This is a genomic window from Pseudomonas sp. Z5-35 (assembly GCF_051131945.1).
In the GTDB taxonomy this organism is placed as follows: domain Bacteria; phylum Pseudomonadota; class Gammaproteobacteria; order Pseudomonadales; family Pseudomonadaceae; genus Aquipseudomonas; species Aquipseudomonas marvdashtae.
The window spans coordinates 862,259-879,643 of sequence record NZ_CP071640.1; the positions used below are offsets into that span (position 1 = coordinate 862,259).

Consider the following 17,385-nt stretch of genomic DNA (forward strand, 5'->3'; position numbering starts at 1 on the left):
GTTTGCACATCTATACTCCAAAAACCGTCTCGTCACCAAGGTGTCTGTGTACCTTGGTCTTTGCTGAACCAGCGCTCTCTTATAAGAACAAATCCCGGAGGCCAGCATGAACGTTTCCCTTACGCCCAGCGACACCACTCTGCAAACCGTCAAGTTGTTGATCAATGGCGAGTGGGTTGAATCCCAGTCCAGCGAATGGCATGACATCGTCAACCCGGCCACGCAACAGGTGCTGGCGAAGGTCCCGTTCGCCACTGCGTTGGAAGTCGACGCTGCCATCGCCGCCGCCCAGCAAGCGTTCCAGAAGTGGAAGCTGACGCCTATCGGTGCGCGGATGCGCATCATGCTCAAGCTCCAGGCGTTGATCCGTGAGCACTCCAAGCGCATCGCCGCGGTGCTCAGCGCCGAGCAGGGCAAGACCATTGCTGACGCCGAGGGCGATATTTTCCGCGGCCTGGAAGTGGTCGAGCACGGCTGTTCCATCGGCACCCTGCAAATGGGCGAGTTTGCCGAGAACGTCGCCGGTGGCGTGGACACCTACACGCTGCGCCAGCCGATCGGTGTGTGCGCGGGCATCACCCCGTTCAACTTCCCGGCAATGATTCCGCTGTGGATGTTCCCGATGGCCATCGCCTGCGGTAATACCTTCGTGCTCAAGCCGTCCGAGCAGGATCCGCTGTCGACCATGTTGCTGGTGGAGCTGGCCATCGAGGCCGGCGTGCCGGCGGGCGTGCTCAACGTGGTGCACGGCGGCAAGGACGTGGTGGATGCGCTCTGCACCCACAAGGACATCAAGGCGGTTTCCTTCGTCGGTTCGACGGCGGTCGGCACCCATGTCTATGACTTGGCGGGCCGTCACGGCAAACGCGTGCAATCGATGATGGGCGCCAAGAACCATGCGGTGGTGCTGCCGGATGCCAATCGCGAGCAAACCCTCAATGCCTTGGTCGGTGCCGGTTTCGGCGCGGCGGGCCAGCGCTGCATGGCGACCTCGGTCGTGGTGATGGTGGGCGCGGCCAAGCAATGGTTGCCGGAGCTCAAGGCGCTGGCGCAGAAACTCAAGGTCAACGCGGGCAGCGAGCCGGGTACCGACGTCGGCCCGGTGATTTCCAAGCGGGCCAAGGCGCGTATCCTCGAATTGATCGAAAGCGGCGTGCAGCAAGGCGCGGAGCTTGAACTGGACGGCCGCGACATCAGCGTGCCGGGTTTCGAGCAGGGCAACTTCGTCGGTCCGACCCTGTTCTCCGGCGTAACCACCGACATGCGCATTTACACCGAGGAAATCTTCGGCCCGGTGCTGGTGGTGCTGGAGGTCGATACCCTCGATCAAGCGATCGCCCTGGTCAATGCCAATCCATTTGGCAACGGCACCGGCCTGTTCACCCAGAGCGGAGCGGCGGCGCGCAAGTTCCAGAGCGAAATCGACGTCGGCCAAGTGGGCATCAATATCCCAATTCCGGTGCCAGTGCCGTTCTTCAGCTTCACCGGTTCCCGCGGTTCGAAACTCGGCGACCTCGGCCCATACGGCAAACAAGTGGTGCAGTTCTACACTCAGACCAAGACCGTTACCGCGCGCTGGTTCGATGACGACAGCGTCAACGACGGTGTGAACACCACCATCAATTTGCGTTGAGGAGCCGGACATGAATATCGCATTTATCGGCTTGGGCAACATGGGCGCGCCGATGGCGCGCAACCTGCTCAAGGCCGGCCATTCGCTGAATCTGTTCGACCTGAACCAGAGCGTGCTGGCCGAGCTCGCGGCGTTGGGCGGCACCATCAGCGCCTCGCCTCGTGATGCGGCGCAAGGCGCGGCACTGGTCATTACCATGCTGCCGGCTGCCGCTCATGTGCGCAGTGTCTGGCTCGGTGAAGACGGCGTGCTCGCTGGCATCGCCGCCGGCACGCCGGCGGTGGATTGCAGCACCATCGACCCACAAACCGCCCGCGACGTAGCGGCTGCCGCTGCCGGGCAAGGCGTGGCCATGGCCGATGCGCCTGTCTCGGGCGGCACCGGCGGCGCAGCGGCAGGCACCCTGACCTTCATGGTGGGCGCTACGCCGGAGTTGTTCGCGACCTTGCAGCCTGTGCTGGCGCAAATGGGCCGCAACATTGTGCACTGCGGCGAGGTCGGCACCGGGCAGATCGCCAAGATCTGCAACAACCTGCTGCTTGGGATTTCCATGGTCGGCGTCAGCGAAGCCATGGCGCTCGGTGATGCCTTGGGGATCGACACGCAAGTGCTGGCCGGCATCATCAACAGCTCGACGGGGCGTTGCTGGAGCTCGGACACCTATAACCCATGGCCCGGTGTGATCGAGACGGCTCCGGCGGCGCGAGGTTACACCGGCGGTTTCGGTGCCGACCTGATGCTCAAGGACCTGGGCCTGGCCACCGAGGCCGCGCGGCAGGCGCGTCAGCCGGTGATACTCGGCGCGGTGGCGCAGCAGTTGTATCAGGCGATGAGCCAACGGGGCGAGGGCGGGAAGGATTTTTCGGCGATTGTGAACAGCTATCGCAAGCCGCAACAGGATCATTGATATCGGGAGGCTTTTGTGGCGAGGGCGCGGGCTCCCTCGCCACAGGTGGTCTCTCGTTTTTTTGTTTCAGGCAAACACGAAGTATTTGCGCACGGTCTCGACCACTTCCCAAGTGCCTTTCATGCCTGGCTCAACGACAAAAATGTCACCGGCGCGCAGGTGAATCGGCGCCATCCCGTCCGGGGTAATCACGCAGTAGCCTTCCTGGAAATGGCAGTATTCCCACTTCACGTAATCCACGCGCCATTTGCCAGGTGTGCAGATCCAGGTGCCCATGATCTTGCTGCCGTCTTCGCTGGTGTAGGCGTTGAGGTTGACGGTATGCGGGTCGCCTTCGAGTTTTTCCCATTTGCAGGCATCGAGTACGGGCAGCGGATGGGTGTCGCGCAGGACGGTGATGGGGGCGGTCATGTGAGCTCCGAAAGGGGCAGGAAAGAACCTGCACCCTAGCGCGCAGAGAAACCGGGCAAATGCCTGTGCTCGACACCGGGTTGTCCAGAAGCGCGCATCACTCGGCCAAATGCCTGGCCAGGGCCTTGGCATACGCGGGTAAGCGTTCGAAGTTCCGTGCGCATAACAACAGCGCCCGGTGGGCCCAGTCTTCCTGCAGCGCGACGCAATGATACGAAGGCTGGCGCGGGCGGCGCTCGATCGCAGCCTTCGGCACGACGGCAATACCCGCGCCATGGGCCACCATGCGAATCACCCCGTCGAAACCGTCGGCGCGAATGCGGATCTGCATGCGTGAGCCGATGTGCAATGCCTGCTCCTCCAGATGGATTGCCAAGGCGCTTGATGCGTTCAGGCCTACATAATCGTGGCTAAGGGTTTCGCTGAAACTTGGCGTGCGGCCGTCAGCCAAAGGGTGTCCGGCCGGTAGGATCAAGACCAGTGGATCGTCGCGAAAAGGCCAGGTCTGAAGGCCGCTGGTATCCACCGCGTCGGAAACGATACCCAGGTCCGCCGCGCCTTGGCGCAGTGCATGAGTGATTCGGGCGCTGGGCAACTCCTGTTGATCGATGTCGAGGTTCGCATGGGCCTTGAGGAAACCCGCCAGCAACTCCGGCAGGTATTCGGTCATGGCGCTGGTGTTGCACAACAGCCGCACCCGCCCTTTGACGCCCTTGGCGTATTCGCCCAAGTCCTGCTGCAGATGCTCGACGTGTTGCAGCAGCACCCGGGCATGCTGGGCCAAGGCTTTGCCCGCCGGCGTCGGGGTGACGCCGCGCCGCCCGCGTTCGAGCAAGTCGATGCCCAGGGACGCCTCCATCGCGCGGACCCGCGCGCTCGCCGCCGCCAGGGATAAATGGCTGTTGGCGGCGCCGGCGGTGATATTGCCGGTCTCGAGGATGTTCAGGTAGAGCCGCAAGTCAATGAGGTCGAAGTGCATGGAAAACTCCAGCCTCTTGCAGGAAGAGAGGCTGCCTGAGTATATGACGGATTTTCAAGCAAACGCTCGCGGCGCAGGATACGCCCATGAATACACTTATCGCGTTTTATCAAAACCTCGGTCCGGTGCTGTCCCTATTGGTCATTGGCACCTTTTTTCTGGCTGGCACGATCAAGGGCGTTATCGGCCTGGGCCTGCCGACCATCTCCATGGGTTTGCTCGGGCTGGCTATGGCGCCGACGCAGGCTGCGGCGTTGCTGATCATTCCGGCAACGCTGACCAACGTTTGGCAATTGGCATCTGGCGGGCATCTGCGAGCGCTTATCCGGCGGTTATGGCCGCTGCTGCTGGCGATTTTTATCGGCACCGGTCTCGGCACGCTGTGGATCGGCATGGTGGGCGGCGCTTGGGCGGTGCGGGCGCTCGGTGCCGCGCTGGTATTGTATGCATTGAGTGGGCTGTTATTGCCGACGCTGCGGGTCAACGCCAGCAGTGAATACTGGCTCGCTCCGCTCTGCGGCCTGCTGACCGGTGTGATCACCTCGGCGACTGGCGTGTTCGTCATTCCGGCGGTGCCGTACCTGCAAGCGTTGGGCCTGAGCAAGGATGAGCTGGTGCAAGCCCTCGGCCTGTCATTCACCGTCTCGACACTGGCCTTGGCGACCGGCCTGCTATGGCGTGGCGCCTTGGGCGGCGGCGAGTTGAGCGCTTCGCTGCTGGCGTTGGCGCCGGCGTTGTTGGGGATGTGGCTGGGGCAATGGCTGCGCCAGCGGATCAGCGCCGTACTGTTCAAGCGGGTCTTTTTCATCGGCCTCGGCGTGCTTGGCGGCCATCTGTTGATCAGCGGCTAGCCGAGGATGGACTGAGCATGTCGACGCGGCGGATATCGAAGTCGCGTTCCAGGTAGTCCATGCGTTGCTCAAAAAACTGCTTCATATGCGGCAGGTTCGAATGCATCTCCAGGTCAGCCTGGGACGCCCAGATCTCATAGAAGATGAACAACGTCGGGTCCTGCTGGTCGCGCAACATGTGGTATTCGATGCAGCCGGTCTCGGCGCGACTCGGTTCTACGTAGGCGCGAAACAGCGCTTCGAAGGCTTCGGATTTTTCGGGGCGGGTCTTGGCGTACAGGATAAAGCCGTGCAGCTGGTCCATCGTAGGTCCTGAAATTAACGTTTGTACGGATTCTACGGCAACAATCGGAGGCTTATTCTTGCGTATTGGTCAAATGAGTTTTGCTCCCGCAGTGCTTATTCCTCGCGTCACTCCCCGGTACTCTGCCGCCATCATTTTCAACCGTCCCTTCGCTGCCCGCTCCACGGCGCACGTCATGGGACCTGATGAGGCACTATGAAAAAAGTCCTGCTGCTCAATGGTGGTAAACAATTTGCCCACTCCGACGGTCGCTACAACGCCACCCTTCACGACACGGCGGTCAGCGTATTGGACCGCGGCGGTTTCGACGTGAAGACCACCTTCATCGACGGCGGCTACGACGTGAAGGAAGAGGTCGCCAAGTTTCTCTGGGCCGACGTGATCATCTACCAAATGCCTGGCTGGTGGATGGGCGCGCCGTGGACCGTGAAGAAATACATCGACGAAGTGTTCACCGAAGGCCACGGCAGCCTCTATGCCAGCGACGGCCGCACCCGTTCCGATGCATCGCAGAAATACGGCAGCGGCGGCCTCGTGCAGGGTAAGCAATACATGCTGTCGCTGACTTGGAACGCCCCACAACAAGCTTTCGACGACCCGACTGATTTCTTCGAAGCCAAGGGCGTGGACGCCGTGTATTTCGCCTTTCACAAAGCCAACCAATTCCTCGGCATGACCGGCCTGCCGACGTTCCTGTGCGTGGACGTGATGAAGCGTCCGAACATCGAAGAGGATGTGGCGCGGTATGAGCGGCATTTGATTGAGGTGTTCGGCCTTTCGCGTTAATCCGGCTAGTATCGGAACTTACCCGAAAGCAATCCCGCACCCAAGGCGAGGGGGCTTCTGTGGCGAGGGAGCTTGCTCCCGCTCGGGCGCGCAGCGGCCGCCTTTTTAGGGCTGCTACGCAGCCCAGCGGGAGCAAGCTCCCTCGCCACAAAAGCATCCTTCACACTGGATGTGCATTCCAACGAGAGGGCGTCTGTGAAAGCCAGATCCGACGAGTTGCAGATATTTGTCTGCGTGATCGAATGCGGGTCGATTTCCGCCGCCGCCGAGCAGGTCGGACAGACGCCGTCGGCGGTCAGCCGCACGTTGTCGCGCCTGGAAGCCAAGCTCGATACCACATTGATCAATCGCACCACGCGCCGCATGGACCTGACCGAAGAGGGAAAGTATTTCTTCGAGCAGGCCAAGGGCATTCTCGATCAGATGGACGAGCTGGAGGAGCGCTTGTCGTCCCGTCAGAAGAACCCCGCCGGGCGCTTGCGGATCAATGCTGCCTCGCCGTTCATGCTGCACGCCATCGTTCCGCACATCGAAGAGTTCCGCACGCTCTACCCGGACATCCAGCTCGAACTCAACAGCAACGACCTGATCATCGACCTGCTGGAACAAAGCACCGATATCGCCATCCGTATCGGCACCCTCACCGACTCGACGTTGCACGCGCGGTCGCTGGGCTGCAGTCCGTTGCACATCCTGGCCAGCCCGGCGTACCTCAAGCGGCACGGTACAGCTACCAGCGTCGCCGAGCTGGCCGAGCATTCGCTGCTGGGTTTCGCCCAGAACGACGGCCTCAACCAGTGGCCGCTGCGCCACATTCATGGGGATCGCTGGGCAATCCAGCCGGCCATCAGCGCGTCCAGCGGCGAGACGGTGCGTCACCTGGCGCTGCAAGGGCAGGGCATCGCCTGCTTGTCGGATTTCATGACCCGCGACGACATCAGCGCCGGCCGTCTCAAGGTATTGCTGGCCGATGCCAACAGCGGCTACCGCCAGCCGATCAACGCGGTGTATTACCGCAACTCCCAACTGGCATTGCGGATCCAGTGCTTCCTGGATTTCATCCAAGGCAAGCTCGCCGGGTACGCTTCGCGAGAATTCCACGGCTGATTCGTGACGTCCAGGTCAATCAACCAACCAGGTGTTGAACTCAGTCGTGATGCACACCCGCGCGCTTGAGCATCTGCTTGCAACGCTCCGACAGATGAAATACCCGCAAGTGCTTGCCAGCTTTGCTGTAGCGCTCACGCAAGGTCTTCAGCGCGGCGATGGCCGAGTAATCGACGAAGCTCAGATGACGGCAATCCAGCGTCACCAGCTCCGGGTCGTTGGCCGGATCGAACTGGTTGAGGAACGGCGTCGTCGAGGCGAAGAACAGCGTGCCGTGCAAGCGGTAGAGCTTGCTGCCGTCGGCTTCCAGATGCGTATCGGCGTACAGCTCCCGAGCCTGTTGCCAGGCGAAGTTGAGCGCCGCAATGATGATTCCGCACAGTACGGCCATCGCCAGGTCGGTGAACACGGTGATGGTGGTGACCGCAACGATCACCAGCACATCATTCTTCGGCACTTTGTTGATCACCCGCAACGAGGCCCAGGCGAAGGTCTGTTGCGACACCACGAACATCACCCCCACCAGCGCGGCCAACGGAATGCGCTCGATCAATGGCGACAGGAACAACACGAACAGCAATACCATTACCCCAGCCACCACGCCGGATAACCGGCCGCGACCGCCAGAGCTGAGGTTGATCACGGTCTGGCCGATCATCGCGCAACCGCCCATCCCACCGAACAGGCCGGACGCCAGGTTTGCCGCACCCAACGCCACGCACTCACGGTCCGGGTAGCCACGGCTTTGAGTGATTTCGTCGGTCAGGTTCAAGGTCAACAAGGTCTCCAGCAAGCCGACCATCGCCATCACCAGCGCATAGGGCGCGATGATTAGCAGGGTTTCCAGGTTCCAGGGAGTGTCCGGCAAGGCAAAGACCGGCAAGCCGCCGGCGATGTGCGCCATGTCGCCCAGGGTGCGAGTCGGCAGGCCGAGCAAGTAGACCGCCAGACCAACGCCGAGGATCGCCACCAGGGCCGGCGGCACGCTACGGGTCAGGCGCGGTAGCACGTAGACGATAGCCATCGTCAGCGCCACGAGGCCGGTCATCAAATACAGCGCCGCGCCGCTCAGCCAACTTCCGTCACTTTTGAAATGCTCCAGTTGGGCCAGGGCGATGACGATGGCGAGGCCGTTGACGAACCCGAGCATTACCGGGTGTGGGACCATGCGCACCAGCTTGCCCAATCGCAACAGTCCGAACGCCATCATGATCAGCCCGCCCAACAGGATCGTGGCCAGCAGGTATTGCGCGCCGTGTTGCACCACCAGCGCGACGATCACCACAGCCATCGACCCCGCTGCGCCCGACACCATGCCGGGCCGTCCGCCGAACAGGGCGGTCAGTGTGCAAATCATAAACGCGCCATACAGCCCCATCAGCGGGTTGAGGTGAGCCACCAAGGCGAAGGCGATGCATTCGGGCAGCAAGGCGAAAGAAGTGGTGAGGCCGGCAAGGACGTCGGCGCGAAGGCGAGCTGGTTTCATGGTTTACCTGACTGGGCGTCGGTTGAGAGTCGACTGCCGGGAGTAGTGCGGAAAAACAGGCGGCGATGGTACGGAATTGTGGGGCGGGCGGCCAGCCATCTACGGCGAAGGGCGATGAAAGTCTTGTGGGGAATTTTCATCCACGCCGCGTCGCGATATCCGTCAGCGACATTTCTTGTCTGCGTACGAAAATTACTTTCAGTGGGTTTGAAGAATCGTCGTCGAAATGATTTATGAGTTTCACAACACATCGACGTGACCCCATTCGAGGAGCAACGCATGGCACCTGCTTTCGCTTATTGGCTGTTGGTCTACGCGGCTATCGCGATCATTGCGTTGATCGTCCTGATCGCCCGCTACCGGCTCAATCCCTTCATCGTGATTACCCTGGTTTCCATCGGCCTGGCGCTCTTGGCCGGGATGCCGCCGTCCAGCGTCGTCGGCGCCTACGAGGCGGGAGTGGGCAAAACGTTGGGGCACATCGCGCTGGTGGTCGCGTTGGGTACGATGCTCGGCAAGATGATGGCCGAGTCCGGCGGGGCGGAGCGGATGGCGCAGACGCTGATCGAGCGCTTCGGCGAGCGTAACGCTCACTGGGCAATGGTCTGCATCGCGTTCCTGGTGGGCTTGCCGTTATTTTTCGAGGTCGGCTTCGTGCTGCTGGTGCCCATTGCCTTCACCATTGCCCGGCGTGTCGGTGTGTCGATCCTCATGGTGGGGCTGCCGATGGTCGCCGGGCTCTCGGTGGTTCATGCGCTGGTGCCGCCGCATCCGGCGGCGATGCTGGCGGTGCAGGCGTTCCAGGCCTCGGTGGGGCAGACCTTGCTGTACGCGATCCTGATCGGCATCCCCACCGCGATCATCGCCGGTCCCCTGTACGCCAAATTCATCGTGCCACGTATCCAACTGCCGGCGGATAACCCGCTGGAGCGGCAATTCCTTGAGCGCGAACCCCGAGCCAAGCTGCCAGGTTTTGGTCTGACCCTGGGCACCATTTTGCTGCCGGTGGTCCTGATGCTGATCGGCGGCTGGGCCAACCTGATCTCCACACCAGGCAGCGGCTTCAACCAATTTTTGCTGTTCATCGGCAACTCGGTGATCGCCTTGCTGCTGGCGACGATCCTAAGCTTCTGGACCCTGGGCCTGGCCCAGGGCTTCAACCGCGAATCGATCCTCAAATTCACCAACGAATGCCTGGCGCCGACGGCCAGCATCACCTTGCTCGTCGGCGCGGGCGGTGGTTTGAACCGGATCCTGGTGGACGCCGGGGTGACCCAGCAAATCGTTGGCCTGGCCCAGGAGTTCCAATTGTCACCGCTGGTCATGGGCTGGTTGTTCGCCGCATTGATGCGCGTCGCCACGGGCTCGGCCACGGTGGCAATGACCACGGCTTCGGGGATCGTCGCCCCCGTGGCGATCGGCCTGGGTTATCCCCATCCCGAGTTGCTGGTGCTGGCGACCGGCGCCGGGTCGGTTATCTTTTCCCACGTCAACGACGGCGGCTTCTGGCTGATCAAGGAATACTTCAATATGACCGTCACCCAAACCTTCAAGACCTGGACCGTGCTCGAAACGCTGATTTCCCTGGTCGCGTTCGGCCTGACCCTCGGGCTTGCGCGCGTGCTCTGAGCGCGCCCCAACAGAGGTGCCGTCATGGACATCCTTTATCAGATCCGCTCCCGTCAGGATTCCTTCAGCGCCGGGGAAGGACGAATCGCCCGGCTGATGCTCGACGACGTCGGCTTTGCCGCTTCCGCCAGTCTGGATGAACTGGCCCAGCGCGCCGACGTCAGCAGCGCCACGCTGTCGCGCTTTGCCCGCACCGTTGGCTGTCGCGACTTGCGCGATCTGCGCCTGCAGCTGGCCCAGGCCAGCGGCGTTGGCAGCCGTTTCCTCGACCCCGCCGGCGCCCCCGAGCAATCGGCGTTTTATGGACAGATCGTCGGCGATATCGAGTCGACCCTGCGCCAGCACTTGTCCGCGTTCGAGGAGTCACGGTTCGGCGACGCGGTGCGGATGATCGGCAAGGCGCGGATGATTCACGCGTTCGGGCTCGGTGGCTGGTCGGCGTTGTGCAGCGAAGAATTGCAGGTGCGGCTGGTGCGTTTCGGCTATCCGATCGCCGCGTGCCACGACCCGGTGATGATGCGCATCACGGCCACTTCGTTGAGCGACCAGCATCTGGTCATTGCCTGTTCATTGACCGGTATCACCCCGGAATTGTTGGGTGCGGTCGAGCTGGCCCGCAGCTACGGCGCAGCGATCCTTGCCATCACCCGCACCGACTCGCCCCTGGCGCGCCTGGCCGATGTGCTGTTGCCGCTGCAGGGCGCCGAAACCTCTTTCATCTATAAACCGACGGCGGCGCGCTACGGCATGCTGCTGGCCATCGATGTGCTCGCCACTGAACTGGCGCTGGCCCATCCTGAAGACAATCAAGAGCGTCTGCGGCGGGTCAAGCTCGCCTTGGACGACTACCGCGGCGGCGATGACGATTTGCCGCTGGGAGACTGACATGCAATACGACACGCTTATCCGCAACGCCTTGGTGATCGATGGCACCGACAGGCCCGGCTACAACGCCGACGTGGCGATCCGTGCCGGTCGTATTGCGCGCATCGGCGACCTGCGCGATGCCCGGGCGACAAAGGAAATCGACGCCGCCGGCCGTGTGCTGGCGCCGGGGTTCATCGACGTGCACACCCATGACGACACGGTGGTGATACGCCAGCCGCAAATGCTGCCCAAGCTCAGCCAGGGCGTGACCACGGTGATCGTCGGCAATTGCGGGATCAGTGCTTCGCCGGTCAGGCTGCGCGGCGATCCGCCGGACCCGATGTATCTGCTTGGCACCGCCAGCGCGTTCGCCTACCCGCGCTTCGGTGATTATCGTTCGGCGGTGGAGGCCGCCGCTCCGGCGGTCAACGTGGCGGCGCTGGTCGGGCACACGGCCTTGCGCAGTAATCACCTGGACGATCTGCTGCGCACTGCCAGCGCGGGAGAAATCGCCGCCATGCGTGAGCAGTTGCGCGAAAGCCTGGAGGACGGAGCGCTGGGGTTATCCACTGGCCTGGCCTACGCCAACGCGTTTTGCGCATCCACCGATGAAGTCATGCAACTGACCGAAGAGTTGGCCGCGTTCGGTGCGGTCTACACCACCCACTTGCGCAGCGAGTTCGAGCCGGTCTTGGAAGCGATGGACGAGGCGTTCCAGATAGGCCGTCACGCACGCAGCCCAGTGATCATTTCCCACCTCAAATGCGCCGGCGCTGGAAACTGGGGCCGTAGTCCACAGGTGCTCGCCGCCCTGGAAAATGCCGCCAGAACCCATCCCGTTGGTTGCGACTGCTATCCCTACGCGGCGAGCTCGTCCACCCTGGACCTCAAGCAAGTGACCGATGCCCATCGCATCACCATCACCTGGTCGACGCCGCATCCGCACATGAGCGCTCGGGATCTGACGGACATCGCCGCCGAATGGGGCGTGCCGCTGATGGAAGCGGCGCGCCGCCTGCAACCGGCCGGCGCCGTTTATTACGGCATGGACGAAGGCGACGTAAGACGAATCCTTGCTCACCCGTTGTCCATGGTCGGCTCCGACGGTCTGCCCGAAGACCCGTTTCCCCATCCGCGCTTGTGGGGCGCTTTCCCACGGGTGCTCGGACATTTCAGTCGAGATATCGGGCTTTTTCCATTGCACACCGCCGTACACAAAATGACCGGGCTTTCAGCGGCGCGCTTCGGCTTGAAGGGCCGTGGTGAAGTTCGTGAAGGGCATTGGGCGGACCTGGTGTTGTTCAATCCCCAGACCATTCGCGACGTTGCCGACTTCAACGAACCGCAAAGGGCCGCTGAGGGCATTGATGGCGTTTGGGTCAACGGCGCCCTGAGTTACCGCGATGGGCAAGCCAATGGACAAAGGGCGGGACGGTTCCTGGCGCGTGAAGGTGATTTGCGCCAAGGATTTTCAGCTGTTTTATAGCGATTGGAGGCGGTTAAGCAGCTGATTTTGCTTTAATTGACGCCACAATAATGGCATTGCGACACTAAAGAAGCCGGAATCAAGGCCGAAGCATTGGGGTCAACCCATCTAAACTGGGTCTATTTCAGCCAGGGAGCAACCCATGAGCTTCGGTAAAACCACCCCAATCCTGCGGATTTTCGATGAAGCCAAGGCGTTGGAGTTCTATGTCGACTTCCTGGGCTTTACCGTCGACTGGCAACACCGCTTTGGTGACGACTTTCCGCTGTACTTGCAGGTCTCCCGTGGCGATTGCGTGCTGCACCTGTCCGAGCACCACGGCGACTGCACACCGGGCTCGGCGCTGCGGATCGAGACCGATGAGTTGGAAGCGTTTCAGCAGCAACTGCTGGACAAGCCATACCGCTACGCCCGTCCACACATCCAGGCCATGCCCTGGGGAAGCCAGGACATGACAATCAGCGATCCGTTTGGGAATCGGTTGGTGTTTACCAATGCGATCAGTGTGTAACAGGCAGGGCCGAACAGTGCAACGGCATGCTAGTCTCGTTTCCCCAATATGAAGGCGAAGGAGAGCGCGCATGATTGATCATCGCCCAGACTCTCAAGAGTCGTATGACTTGAAGACCGATGCCGAGCGTTCCAAGAGGAACGTTTGCCCAACTCCCGACAAAGAGCCGGAAGCTATTAATATGGTTTCGGGATTGGGGACACGAATCCACGGGCGGTTCCGAGACATCGGCGGAGTTGAGCTGGATTTACCCGCTCGATAATTCAACACCACACGAATGCTGGCGCGTGAACTGTTCGCCCGCTTCCTGCTGGAAGCGGGCGCTTCTGTAATCAAACCCTGAAATGGCTGACCATTTGCTGCAACTGACCCCCCAACCGCGCCAGTTCAACACTCGACGCTGCCGTTTCTTCGCTGGCGGCGGCGGTCTGTTCGGACACGTCGCGCACGTTGATGATGCTGCGGCTGATTTCTTCGGCCACGGCGCTTTGCTGTTCGGCAGCGGCGGCAATCTGCTGGTTCATCGACTGGATGTTCGACACCGTGCGGGTGATGTTCTCCAGTGACACACCCGCCTTGCGCGTCAGGGCGACGCTGCTGTCAGTGAGGTTGCGACTGTTGTTCATCACGGCGGCCACTTGCTGGGTGCCGTTCTGTAGGCCGGCTACCAGGCCTTCGATTTCCTCAGTGGACTTCTGAGTACGTTGGGCCAGGCCACGGACTTCGTCGGCAACGACGGCGAAACCACGACCGGCCTCACCGGCGCGGGCGGCTTCGATGGCGGCGTTGAGCGCCAGCAGGTTGGTCTGTTCGGCGACGGCTTTGATTACGTCCATCACCGCGCCGATCTTGTCGCTTTCCTGTTGCAGCACGCTCATGGCGTCGGTGGAACGTTCCACTTCGCTGGCCAGACGCTCAATCTGGGCGATGGCTTCGTTGACCACCTGGTCGCCGGCACGGGCCTCGCCGTCCGCGGCGGCTGCTGCCTGGGAGGCTTCTTCGGCGTTGCGAGCGACTTCCTGGACCGTGGCGGTCATCTCATGCATGGCGGTCGCCACCTGGTCGGTTTCGACTTTCTGGCTGTTGACCCCGGCGCTGGTCTGCTCGGTGACCGCCGATAACTCTTCGGCGGCGCTGGCGATCTGAGTCACGCCATCGCGGATGCCGCTGATCAGGTCGCGCAGGGTCACGCCCATGCGGGCGATGCCTTGTTGCAGTACACCCAGCTCATCGCGACGGGTGACGATGACGTTTTGCGACAGGTCGCCACCGGCAATGCGTTCGACCACGGCCAGGGTTTCGCGCAGCGGGCGGGTGATCTGGCGGGTGATGATGACCGCGGCAATGATGCCCACCAGCAACGCCAGCAAAGTGCTGACCAGTTGCAGCGTGCGGGCCTGGGCGCTTTCAACGTCGCGACGATCGAGCTGGATCTGGTACAGCTGTTCGCTCAAGGACACGATGGTCGCGCCCTGGTCGGTCATTTCCTTGCGCGCCTGCACCACATCGGCCATGGCCGATTTGAATGCCTGCACGGCGCTGCGGTATTGGATCAGGATCGCTTCCAGCTGACGCAGCTCATTTTGCCGAGTGCTGGCGAAATGTTCATTGAGCGGCTTGAGCGAAGCGATGGCGGCGTCCAGTTGGGCGAAGGCCTTGCGTTCGGTGTCGGCCGTGCTGTTGGCGGTGTAGCCGCGTACTTCGTAGCGGGCCAGCATGAATGCCTGCTTGGCCTGGGTGATGGCCTGGAACGGGGCGAAGCGTTCATCGCTGAGGGTCATTTGCTGCACATCGGCGTCGATCGCTTCGATCAGCTTGTTGGCCGCCTCGGCATCCGCGCCCATGGTGTCGCGGGCGCTATTGCCGGTGCGGTAGGCGCCGCGCATTTTGTTCAGCGACACCTGATAGGCGCTGATGGTCGCGCTCTGCTCTTTGAGCAGCTTGACGTTCTCGGGGCTCTTGAAACTGCTGAGCAGCGAATTCTGTTGCGCCACGAAACCGTCGAGGGCGGTCTGCACAGTCTGCGCAACGGTTTCGTCGCCGTTGGCCAGCATGTATTGCAGGCGGGTGACACGAAGTTTGGTCAGGCCGGCGTTGAGTTGGGTGATGTCGCTCATCCAGTTGCTGCGGTCGATCAGACCGCCCAGGCTGGTCCAACTGGTCAGGGCCAGGAGACAGGTCAGTACCAGCACCAGGCCAAAACCCAGGCCCAGTTTCATGTTGACGCTAATGTTGCCAAACCAGCTATTCATCAAATTCCTCCAGGAACGTTGTGCTGCTTGTCGTCAGTTGGCTGGAAGATTGTTGTTGTTTAGAGCCAGCAAATACGTTTAACGGGGTTGTATCGGCGGCGTGTCCTGAATCTGAAAGTTTTTTTGCCTGGATGAGGAAATTTTGAGCAAAAAAAAGCCCGCGGGAGAGCGGGCTAAAACCTTAGTTTCTTGAATGAGCGAGGAGACTGTACCGGATCGCCTGGGCCCGTGTGGTGAAGAAAAGTTCATGCGGCGCAGCGTCATGCAGTACGAAAAAGATCCTCGCAAGAGAGGAAGTTTCGGACCCGTCCTGTGAGATACGTCTCTTTTTTGATCAGAAAATGTCCGCTCTCTTGAACCGAAGGCGATATGCAGGGTCTGGTGTGCTCGAAGTAGGTATCCGTTTTCGCCTGCTCGCAAGCTTGCTGTCTTTTTGTATCGAGGGATTGAACATGTCCGTATATGCCTTAGGGACGAGGCTTATCATTTCGTCGCTGTGTTTTTTAGCGATGCATGCTGCCGTCGCCGCGCCCACCCCCGGCGACACGGACCTGATCCGCGAACGCCAGAATCGCTTGCTCGAAGAACAGCGGCGGCGCCTCGAAGAACTCAAGGACTTGCCAGGCAAGGAAGCCAAGCCGACCCAGCCGACAAAGCCTGCCGATACCCGTTGCTTCCCCATAACCACCATCGAACTCAAAGGCGCCGACGCCTTGTCCGAGCGTGAGCGCGAGCGTTTGCTTGAACCCTATATCGGCCAATGCCTCGGTGTGCCGCAGCTCAACGAACTGCTCAAGGTCATTACCGACCGCTACCTCGAAAAGGGCCTGGTGACCAGTCGCGCCTACTTGCCGCAACAGGACCTGTCCAGCGGTCACCTGCAAGTGCTGGTGGTCGAGGGGCGCCTGGAAGGCTTGAAGGGTGACGAAGGCAGCGGCCTGTCCGAACGGGAGCTGGCGATGAGCTTTCCCGGCAAGCCCGGCGAGTTGCTCAACCTGCGGAACATCGAGCAGATGGTCGATCAACTCAACCGTCTGCCGTCCAACAATGCCCAGATGGAGTTGACGCCGGGGCAGAACATCGGCGGCAGTGAAGTGCTGGTCAAAAACACCCCGCAGAAGCCTTGGCGTGCCGGCCTTTCCCGGCACAACGACGGACAGAAAAGCACCGGCGAACAGCAATGGGGCGCTTCCCTGGACTGGGACAGTCCCTTGGGCCTGGCCGATCAACTGGCCTTGCGTGGCGGTCGCGATGCCATCAGCGATCACGACAAGACCTCTCGCAACGGCATGCTCTATTACAACCTGCCGTTTGGCTGGTGGAACCTGAGCTACACCTACAGCCAAAGCGAGTACCGGGCATTGGCCCAGGCCAACGGTTTCAACTTCAAGCAGCGCGGGGACAGCCAGAATCACCAGTTGGTCCTGGAACGAGTGGTCCATCGCGATGCCGTGAGCAAGACGTCGCTCAATACGGGCCTTTCGTACCTGCGCACCAATAATTTCGTCGCAGACAGCAAGCTCACGGACAGCAGCAATCGCATCAGTGAGGCGCAGTTCGGCATCAACCATGGCCGGCGGATCGGTAACGCCTTCGTCAACCTTGACCTGGGCATGCAGAACGGTATCGGCGCCCTCGACGCCCAGGGCGACCACGATCCGGGCCCTGGCCTGCCGGATGCGCGCTATCGCAAATACACCGCCACCCTGAGTTACTTGCAGCCCTTCATGCTGGGCGGCGAGTCCTTCAGTTTCAGCAGCCTGATGACCGGCCAGCGCAGCGAGGACGCGCTGTTCAGCCCGCAGCGCATGAGCTTGGGCGGGCTCTCCTCGATTCGCGGCTACAAGGACCAGACGCTTGCCGGTGACAGCGGCGGCTACTGGCGCAACGACCTGCGCTGGAGTCGTCCGGTGACGCTGGAATGGCTGCGCCCGGTGTTCGCCGAATACGGCACCAGCCTCGGTTACGACCAGGGTGTTATTCGCGGCACCCGCTACAACGGTAGCGAGCACGGACGCATGTCGAGCAACTCCCTGGAGTTGTTCGCCCGTGGTGAGCACCTGAGCGCCAGCGTGACCTTTGCCCATTCCCTGGAACGCCCGGATGCCCTGACCGAGCGCGAAGCGCCGATCTACTTCCGCTTGGATTTATCCATCTAATTTTTGCTGCAACGAGA

15 protein-coding genes and 1 pseudogene are annotated in these 17,385 nt (G+C 61.5%); 10 read left to right on the plus strand and 6 right to left on the minus strand.

Features of this window, described 5'->3' with window-relative positions; translation table 11 throughout:
* Positions 1-106 precede the first annotated feature (106 nt).
* Positions 107-1,633 carry a CoA-acylating methylmalonate-semialdehyde dehydrogenase gene (locus tag J3P95_RS04095; protein WP_434578594.1) on the plus strand — a complete coding sequence of 509 codons (1,527 nt, stop codon included), beginning with the start codon at positions 107-109 and terminating at the stop codon, positions 1,631-1,633.
* A gap of 10 nt (positions 1,634-1,643) precedes the next feature.
* The gene (gene mmsB / locus J3P95_RS04100; RefSeq protein ID WP_434560898.1) at positions 1,644-2,540 is read left to right on the plus strand and encodes a 3-hydroxyisobutyrate dehydrogenase; all 897 of its coding nucleotides are present in this window, start codon (positions 1,644-1,646) and stop codon (positions 2,538-2,540) included.
* Positions 2,541-2,606: 66 nt separating this feature from the next.
* Here mmsB and J3P95_RS04105 read toward each other — a convergent pair whose 3' ends face one another.
* Entirely contained in the window at positions 2,607-2,951 is a 345-nt protein-coding gene (locus J3P95_RS04105) for a cupin domain-containing protein (RefSeq protein WP_003177747.1), read from the minus strand.
* A 97-nt stretch (positions 2,952-3,048) separates the two neighbouring features.
* Entirely contained in the window at positions 3,049-3,930 is an 882-nt protein-coding gene (locus J3P95_RS04110) for a LysR family transcriptional regulator (RefSeq protein ID WP_434560900.1), read from the minus strand.
* An 86-nt stretch (positions 3,931-4,016) separates the two neighbouring features.
* Here J3P95_RS04110 and J3P95_RS04115 point away from each other — a divergent pair, with 86 nt between their 5' ends.
* Entirely contained in the window at positions 4,017-4,781 is a 765-nt protein-coding gene (locus J3P95_RS04115) for a sulfite exporter TauE/SafE family protein (protein WP_434560902.1), read from the plus strand.
* Here the strand turns inward: J3P95_RS04115 and J3P95_RS04120 are convergent.
* Positions 4,771-5,085 carry a putative quinol monooxygenase gene (locus J3P95_RS04120; protein WP_434560904.1) on the minus strand — a complete coding sequence of 105 codons (315 nt, stop codon included), beginning with the start codon at positions 5,083-5,085 and terminating at the stop codon, positions 4,771-4,773. The two genes, J3P95_RS04115 and J3P95_RS04120, sit on opposite strands and share 11 nt — an antisense overlap.
* Positions 5,086-5,280: 195 nt before the next feature.
* On the opposite strand from J3P95_RS04120, the gene J3P95_RS04125 reads away from it, so the two are divergent.
* Positions 5,281-5,871 carry an NAD(P)H-dependent oxidoreductase gene (locus tag J3P95_RS04125; RefSeq protein ID WP_434578592.1) on the plus strand — a complete coding sequence of 197 codons (591 nt, stop codon included), beginning with the start codon at positions 5,281-5,283 and terminating at the stop codon, positions 5,869-5,871.
* A gap of 195 nt (positions 5,872-6,066) precedes the next feature.
* Positions 6,067-6,978, plus strand: a complete 912-nt coding sequence (locus J3P95_RS04130; RefSeq protein WP_434560908.1) for a LysR substrate-binding domain-containing protein — start codon at positions 6,067-6,069, stop codon at positions 6,976-6,978.
* Between the two features lie 40 nt (positions 6,979-7,018).
* Here J3P95_RS04130 and J3P95_RS04135 read toward each other — a convergent pair whose 3' ends face one another.
* Positions 7,019-8,464: a SulP family inorganic anion transporter gene (locus J3P95_RS04135; protein WP_434578590.1), complete on the minus strand. Its 1,446-nt coding sequence runs from the start codon at positions 8,462-8,464 to the stop codon at positions 7,019-7,021.
* A gap of 279 nt (positions 8,465-8,743) precedes the next feature.
* On the opposite strand from J3P95_RS04135, the gene J3P95_RS04140 reads away from it, so the two are divergent.
* The 4 genes from J3P95_RS04140 (at position 8,744) to J3P95_RS04155 (ending at position 12,957) form a co-directional block, all read left to right on the plus strand.
* A complete protein-coding gene (locus tag J3P95_RS04140) occupies positions 8,744-10,093 on the plus strand; it encodes a gluconate:H+ symporter (RefSeq protein WP_434560912.1) in 1,350 nt (449 codons plus the stop codon).
* A gap of 24 nt (positions 10,094-10,117) precedes the next feature.
* Positions 10,118-10,978: a MurR/RpiR family transcriptional regulator gene (locus J3P95_RS04145; protein ID WP_434578588.1), complete on the plus strand. Its 861-nt coding sequence runs from the start codon at positions 10,118-10,120 to the stop codon at positions 10,976-10,978.
* Between the two features lies 1 nt (position 10,979).
* Positions 10,980-12,446: an N-acyl-D-amino-acid deacylase family protein gene (locus J3P95_RS04150; protein ID WP_434578586.1), complete on the plus strand. Its 1,467-nt coding sequence runs from the start codon at positions 10,980-10,982 to the stop codon at positions 12,444-12,446.
* Positions 12,447-12,588: 142 nt separating this feature from the next.
* The gene (locus J3P95_RS04155; RefSeq protein ID WP_434578584.1) at positions 12,589-12,957 is read left to right on the plus strand and encodes a glyoxalase superfamily protein; all 369 of its coding nucleotides are present in this window, start codon (positions 12,589-12,591) and stop codon (positions 12,955-12,957) included.
* A 332-nt stretch (positions 12,958-13,289) separates the two neighbouring features.
* On the opposite strand, the gene J3P95_RS04160 is transcribed toward J3P95_RS04155, so the two are convergent.
* A complete protein-coding gene (locus tag J3P95_RS04160; RefSeq protein WP_434626627.1) occupies positions 13,290-14,153 on the minus strand; it encodes a methyl-accepting chemotaxis protein in 864 nt (287 codons plus the stop codon).
* 42 nt (positions 14,154-14,195) lie between these two features.
* Positions 14,196-15,209: pseudogene (locus tag J3P95_RS04165) on the minus strand (methyl-accepting chemotaxis protein); the annotation flags it as partial.
* A 452-nt stretch (positions 15,210-15,661) separates the two neighbouring features.
* Between J3P95_RS04165 and J3P95_RS04170 the strand changes: the two are divergent.
* Complete coding sequence (locus J3P95_RS04170; protein ID WP_434578582.1) at positions 15,662-17,368, plus strand: ShlB/FhaC/HecB family hemolysin secretion/activation protein; 1,707 nt, start codon at positions 15,662-15,664, stop codon at positions 17,366-17,368.
* Positions 17,369-17,385: the final 17 nt, after the last annotated feature.

Excerpts from the sequence above, each read along its gene's own strand:
- J3P95_RS04135 (WP_434578590.1), bottom strand. The coding sequence starts at position 8,464 with ATGAAACCAGCTCGCCTTCGCGCCGACGTCCTTGCCGGCCTCACCACT.
- J3P95_RS04160 (WP_434626627.1), bottom strand. The coding sequence starts at position 14,153 with ATGGGCGTGACCCTGCGCGACCTGATCAGCGGCATCCGCGATGGCGTG.
- J3P95_RS04155 (WP_434578584.1), top strand. The coding sequence starts at position 12,589 with ATGAGCTTCGGTAAAACCACCCCAATCCTGCGGATTTTCGATGAAGCC.
- mmsB (WP_434560898.1), top strand. The coding sequence starts at position 1,644 with ATGAATATCGCATTTATCGGCTTGGGCAACATGGGCGCGCCGATGGCG.
- J3P95_RS04120 (WP_434560904.1), bottom strand. The coding sequence starts at position 5,085 with ATGGACCAGCTGCACGGCTTTATCCTGTACGCCAAGACCCGCCCCGAA.
- J3P95_RS04095 (WP_434578594.1), top strand. The coding sequence starts at position 107 with ATGAACGTTTCCCTTACGCCCAGCGACACCACTCTGCAAACCGTCAAG.
- J3P95_RS04140 (WP_434560912.1), top strand. The coding sequence starts at position 8,744 with ATGGCACCTGCTTTCGCTTATTGGCTGTTGGTCTACGCGGCTATCGCG.
- J3P95_RS04150 (WP_434578586.1), top strand. The coding sequence starts at position 10,980 with ATGCAATACGACACGCTTATCCGCAACGCCTTGGTGATCGATGGCACC.
- J3P95_RS04115 (WP_434560902.1), top strand. The coding sequence starts at position 4,017 with ATGAATACACTTATCGCGTTTTATCAAAACCTCGGTCCGGTGCTGTCC.
- J3P95_RS04110 (WP_434560900.1), bottom strand. The coding sequence starts at position 3,930 with ATGCACTTCGACCTCATTGACTTGCGGCTCTACCTGAACATCCTCGAG.
- J3P95_RS04105 (WP_003177747.1), bottom strand. The coding sequence starts at position 2,951 with ATGACCGCCCCCATCACCGTCCTGCGCGACACCCATCCGCTGCCCGTA.
- J3P95_RS04145 (WP_434578588.1), top strand. The coding sequence starts at position 10,118 with ATGGACATCCTTTATCAGATCCGCTCCCGTCAGGATTCCTTCAGCGCC.
- J3P95_RS04170 (WP_434578582.1), top strand. The coding sequence starts at position 15,662 with ATGTCCGTATATGCCTTAGGGACGAGGCTTATCATTTCGTCGCTGTGT.
- J3P95_RS04125 (WP_434578592.1), top strand. The coding sequence starts at position 5,281 with ATGAAAAAAGTCCTGCTGCTCAATGGTGGTAAACAATTTGCCCACTCC.